The sequence below is a fragment of the Mesorhizobium sp. M7A.F.Ca.US.006.04.2.1 genome, assembly GCF_004022915.1.
In the GTDB taxonomy this organism is placed as follows: Bacteria; Pseudomonadota; Alphaproteobacteria; order Rhizobiales; family Rhizobiaceae; genus Mesorhizobium; species Mesorhizobium ciceri.
Window position 1 is genome coordinate 1 of record NZ_RZQA01000453.1, and the last position, 5,140, is coordinate 5,140.

Annotated in this window: 6 protein-coding genes; 1 reads left to right on the top strand and 5 read right to left on the bottom strand. The window is 65.2% G+C overall.

Annotated elements, in window-relative coordinates; genetic code table 11:
* The 3 genes from EN925_RS22265 to EN925_RS22275 all read right to left on the bottom strand — a co-directional run.
* The coding region (locus EN925_RS22265; protein ID WP_128336931.1) for a substrate-binding domain-containing protein at window positions 1–822 on the bottom strand (822 nt) is incomplete at its 3' end.
* A 103-nt stretch (window positions 823–925) separates the two neighbouring features.
* Window positions 926–1,834, bottom strand: coding sequence for a sugar phosphate isomerase/epimerase (locus EN925_RS22270; protein WP_013530991.1), 909 nt, complete (start codon window positions 1,832–1,834; stop codon window positions 926–928).
* Window positions 1,831–2,862: a Gfo/Idh/MocA family oxidoreductase gene (locus EN925_RS22275; protein ID WP_027160620.1), complete on the bottom strand. Its 1,032-nt coding sequence runs from the start codon at window positions 2,860–2,862 to the stop codon at window positions 1,831–1,833. The genes EN925_RS22270 and EN925_RS22275 overlap by 4 nt, the downstream gene beginning before the upstream one ends.
* A 196-nt stretch (window positions 2,863–3,058) precedes the next feature.
* Between EN925_RS22275 and EN925_RS22280 the strand changes: the two genes are divergently transcribed.
* Window positions 3,059–4,084 carry a LacI family DNA-binding transcriptional regulator gene (locus EN925_RS22280; protein WP_024501441.1) on the top strand — a complete coding sequence of 342 codons (1,026 nt, stop codon included), beginning with the start codon at window positions 3,059–3,061 and terminating at the stop codon, window positions 4,082–4,084.
* Window positions 4,085–4,268: 184 nt separating this feature from the next.
* Here the strand turns inward: EN925_RS22280 and EN925_RS22285 are convergent, their stop codons facing one another.
* Together EN925_RS22285 and EN925_RS22290 are read right to left on the bottom strand one after the other, a co-directional pair.
* A complete protein-coding gene (locus EN925_RS22285) occupies window positions 4,269–4,583 on the bottom strand; it encodes a hypothetical protein (protein WP_013530988.1) in 315 nt (104 codons plus the stop codon).
* 119 nt (window positions 4,584–4,702) lie between these two features.
* Window positions 4,703–5,140, bottom strand: a 438-nt coding sequence (locus EN925_RS22290) for a trimethylamine methyltransferase family protein (RefSeq protein WP_206632882.1), incomplete at its 5' end; no start/stop codon positions are given.

Sequence of the window (5,140 nt, forward strand, 5' to 3'; positions counted from 1 at the left end):
CTCGACGATCTGCGGGCTGGTGTCGAAGCCGAAATTGAAGATCTCGCCCGCCTTGCGTCCGGCCGCCTGCATATAGGTCGAGACATTGCCGAGCATCTGCCCGCCGGGATAGCCGACCGCCTTGACGTCGGGATTGTTGAGCAGCGCCGCGGTGATCACCGGAATGGCCAGGTTGGGATCGGACGCCCATTCGCCGCTCGGCGGTGAGGACAACTGGATGACCTCGACGCCGGCTTCCTTGAGCGCCGCCACCGTGCCACGTTCGCGCGCGCCGCGACTTTCGTTTTCGAACGGACCGATCATGATCGCCTTGTCGCCGGCCTTCAGCCTGCCCAGTTTGAACGCCTCGGCGCCGAGCGCGCGGCCCTGCTGTTCCTGCTGGGCGCCGACATAGCCGCCGCCGAACGCTTCCACCACCTTCGGCACAGGCACGTTCTGGTACATCATCTTGATGCCATCCTTGTGCGCCTGTTCGGCGAGCGGCATGATCGATGCATCGCCCGGATGGCCCATCATGGCGATGCCGTTGGGCTTGACCGCGACGGCCTCGCGCAGTTGCTGAACCATCTTTTCGATGTCCCACTGGGAGAAGATGTAGTCGACCTTCGGCCCCAGATCGGCCTCTGCCTGCTTGGCGCCATTGTAGACGATGGTGCCGAAAGCGTCGCCCTCGGCGCCGCCGACGAAGAAACGGATGTGGACGTCCTTGCACCATTTGGCGTCGAGCGCCTGCGCGGGCAAGGTGGAGATCGCAGCGGCAAGCACCGTGGCGGCGGCCACGACGGTCGAGCGCAGAACTGTCCTTCTCATCGTCATGCTCATGCACTTATCCTCCCTTTTTGTCCTCGCAAGCGAGGGGTTTCGACATTCGCTTCGGCAATGTGCGTTGCAGACATCCCGGCCGGCTCCTCCCGCCGGCCGATCCTCACATCGGGTTCGGCAGGTAGCTGGCCCCTCCCCGGCATTGCTTGAGATATTCCAGCGCCCGCACCTGGCCGGTGATCTCGAGGTCGCCGCGATAGACCGGGTCGTGCCAACCTTCGATATCGATGGCCCCCTTGTAGCCGGCCAGCCGCAATTCGCTGATCACCCGCGTCCAGTCGCTGTCGCCGAAGCCCGGCGTTCGCATTTGCACGAAGGGCAGCCGGCCGAACACGCCATGCTCGCGGATGACATCCCAGCGCACCGTCGCGTCCTTGCCGTGGACGTGGAAGATGCGCGGCGCCCATTTGCGGATCTGCGGCATCGGATCGATCAGATAGACGAGCTGGTGGCAGGGCTCCCATTCCAGCCCGAGATTGTCGTCCGGCACTTCGTTGAACATCAGCTCCCAGGCGTCCGGATTGTGGGCGATGTTCCAGTCGCCGGCGGCCCAGTTGCCGTCCATCGCGCAGTTCTCGAAGGCGATGCGCACGCCCTTGTCGGCGGCGCGTCTGGCCAGCGGTCCCCAGACCTCCTTGAAGCGCGGCAGGCTGTCGGTCAGCTTCTTGCCGCGCAGGCGGCCGGTGAAGCCGCTGACCATCGAGGTGCCGAACAGATGCGCATTGTCGATGACCGTCTCCCAGGCCTTGAGCACGCCGCGATCGACCTCGCCGTCTTCCAGCGGATTGCCGAACACGCCGAGCGAGGACACGGTGACGTCGGCATCGCCGATCGCCTCGCGGATCTGGCCGGCCAGCCGCGGCAAATCCTTGCCGCCCAGCGTCTGCCAGAAGAAGGGCTGGATGCTCTCGAAGCCGAGCGGCAGGATCTGCTTGATGTAAGCCGCCGGGTCGTCGAGATTGGCCCGCACCATGGTGCCGATCCGGATGTCGAGAAGCGGGTTCGGCGTCATTGTGCTTCCTCTGCGATTGTCACGCGGCGGCCGGTCTCGGCGCTTTCGATGGCGCCAAAAACCATGGCCAGGCTCTTGATGTTGTCGCCGCCGCGCGTTTCCGGCTCGGTGCCGGTCTCGATGGCGTGCATGAAATCCTGGAGAATGCCGAGATGGCCGCCGACGCGATCGGACGCATCGAGCGGCGGCACCTCGATCGGCTGGGTTTTGTCGAACATTCCCTCGCGGCCCGGCATCACTGCTTCTGCCCTCAAATCGTCATGACCGTCCCAGATGAGGCTGCCGCGCTCGGCAACGATGCGCCATGCACTTTCCCAACTGGTGCGGAAGCCGGCCGCGCACCAGCTGCCGGCGTAGGTGAAGACCTTGCCGTCGCCGAGATCGAAGACGGCGCTGGCCGAAGATCCCTGCCTGTACCAGGAACTGGCCGGCTCCCATTCCTGGCAATAGACGCCGGCCGGCTCGCCATTCACCATGTAGCGAGCGGCGTCGAAGGTGTGGATCGCCATGTCGAGCAGCAGCACATGGGCCATCTCCTCGCGAAAACCGCCGAAATGCGGCGCGACGAAGAAGTCGGCGTGGATGCTGGTCGGCGCACCGATGGCGCCGGAGTCCAGGAACCTCCGGATGCGCCTGACATTGGCGACATAGCGGCGGTTCTGCACGACCGCATGGATGCGCCCGGCGCGACGCGCGGCCTCGACGATGGCGCGCGCATTTTCCGGACTGTCGGCGAGCGGCTTTTCCGTCAGCAGATGGCAATTGTGCGCAAAGGCGGACAGCGCGACCGCGCGCCGGGCGGCGGGAACCACGACATCGAACACCGCTTGCGGTTTGATCTGATCGAGGACGGTATCGAGGCTGCTGCCGATGACGGCATTGGTGAGGCCGTATTCGTGCGCCCGCGCCCGTGCCCTGTCGGCATCGAGATCCACAAGGCCGACAATGGCGAGCCCGTCGACTTGCTGCGCGGCATCGAGCCAGGCCTTGCTCATCGCTCCGCAGCCGACCAGGACGGCATTGATCATCCGGCGCTCCTCCTCCGCTCGGTCCCTCCAGACCGATCGTCACGGCATCCACGGCATGACCGTAAACGTTTTTCCGTAAACGTTTACGAGAACACACCCGAAGGCGTAGAATGTCAATTGGCCGCTCGTGAAAATCGTCCTGTCGCCTTGGCCTGAGCGGCTACCGGTGCTAGCCAAGCAAGGGGAGTACAGTCACTTGGCATCCAGCATTCATGACCTTGCCCGTCACCTGAACATTTCGATCGGCACGGTATCGCGGGCGCTGAACGGCCGCGCCGACGTCAATGCCGACACGCGCCAGCGCGTGCTCGAGGCGGCCAGGACGCTCAACTATTCGCCGAACCAGTCCGGCCGCAGTCTGCGGCAAGGCGCCACCCATTCGATCGCCTTCATGCTGCAGCCGCATCCGGGCGACCAGCAATATGGCGAGCCGTTCTTCATTCCGTTCCTGATCGGGCTGCAGGCCAGGCTTGCGGAAAGCGGGCTCGACCTGACCGTGGTCATGGGCGCGCCGGGCGACTACCAGCAGGAGCGCCTGCGCCGCGTCGTCGAGACGCGCCGCGCCGATGCGGTGCTGCTGGCCTGGACGCGGCGCGAGGATGAACGCATCGACTATCTCACCCAGGCCGGCTTTCCCTTCGCCACGCTCGGCCGCAGCCGCTCCGGAACCAAGTCCTACCCTTCCCTCGACCTCGATTTCGAGAAGGCCGGCGCCGACGCGGTCGACCGCCTCGTGGCGCGCGGCCACCGCCGCATCGCCGCCGTCCGCCCGTCGCTCGACCTCAATTTCGGCTATCTGTTTTTGGCCGGCTATCGCAAGGCCTTGCGGCGGCACGGCATCGAGGTCGACCCCGAGCTGATCGCGTCCGGCTTCATCAACGAGGCCGGCGGCTACGGGGTGACGCCGCAGGTGATGCGCTCCAAGGCTCCGCCGACCGCCATCATCTTCAACAATGACGCGATGGCGCTGGGCGGCTGCAAGGCGCTGGCAGAGATGGGTATCAGGCCGGGTCACGACATGGCAGTGACCGTCATCGTCGACACGCCGCTCTGCCGCTATTTCTCGCCAGCCCTGACCGCCTTCCGCCCGGCGCTGGAGCCGATGGGACAACGGCTCGCGGAAATGCTGCTGGCGTCGCTTCCCGCCTTCGCCGGCCCGGAGGGTCCGCGGATCATCCGCGAGGTCTGGCCGCTGGAACTGGTCGCGCGCGACAGCGATTAATCGCAGCAGCAGGACCTGGCGAATTTGTCAAACGCTGAGCCAGGGTGTGTTGAGATTCAGGTCAGGCCGAGCCGAAAATGATGGCTTTTGAGAACCGGAGCGGAGCGGACATTCGGGTCCGTGAGCACCGGAAGCGCAGAAAGCCGTCGTTTGCAGGCCGGCCTCACCTGAATATCGACATACCCTAGTCCACCTTCTTCTCGCCTCGCTCCCCGGCCTTGACGATGTCGCCCGTGGTGAACAGGATTTCCTTCAGTTCCGCGCGCCAGTCCTTCTTCTGGCGCAGCAGGAATTCGAGATCCATGCCGAAATGCTTGAACTCCTCGCCCTGCGCGTTCTTCATGATGGCGCGCGCCTGCGGGTCCTTCTCCACCGACATGCGCTGTTCGTACCAGCTGATCGCTTCCGCCTCCTCGATCAGCGAGGTGATCATGCGGGCAAAGGTCCGCACCTCCTGCGACAGTTCTTCAGGCGGTTCGTGATACTGGTCGAAACCCATGTCGTCCTCCCCTCAAACAGCACACCGGTGCGCAGTGCACCGGCCGCAGCCTTGAATGCGCGGGAGGCGCTATAGGTTCCGGATCACGCCACAACCAGGGCGATCAGCGGGAGCCAGCCTCAAGACACCGGCGCCGCTCCGCCCTCTGCCGTGCGCCGCGCGATGAACTCGTCCAGCACGCCTGATGTGGCGACGGCCGAGGTCGGCGGCGCGAAATCGGCAAGCACCCGCCTCCAGACACCGGTGGCGCGCTCGCTCGCCGTCTTCGAGCCGCTTTGCGTCCAGTTGCCGAAATTCGACCAGTCCGCCACCAGCGGCTCGTAGAAAGCGGTGCGGTAGCGGGCCACGGTGTGGCTGGCCGAGAAGAAATGCCCGCCCGGCTGCACCTCGGCGATAGCTTCGAAACCAATCGTGTCGGTGTCGCCGGGCGTCGCAGCACAAAGTTCAGCCACCGTCTGCAGCGCCTCGATGTCGGTGATCAGTTTCTCGAAGGAGACACTGAGGCCGCCCTCCAGCCAGCCGGCAGCATGGATGCACATCGTCGCCCCGGCCAGCAC

Bases quoted from the DNA above. Each gene is read 5' to 3' on its own strand.
- EN925_RS22270 (WP_013530991.1), bottom strand. From the start codon at position 1,834: ATGACGCCGAACCCGCTTCTCGACATCCGGATCGGCACCATGGTGCGG.
- EN925_RS22275 (WP_027160620.1), bottom strand. From the start codon at position 2,862: ATGATCAATGCCGTCCTGGTCGGCTGCGGAGCGATGAGCAAGGCCTGG.
- EN925_RS22285 (WP_013530988.1), bottom strand. From the start codon at position 4,583: ATGGGTTTCGACCAGTATCACGAACCGCCTGAAGAACTGTCGCAGGAG.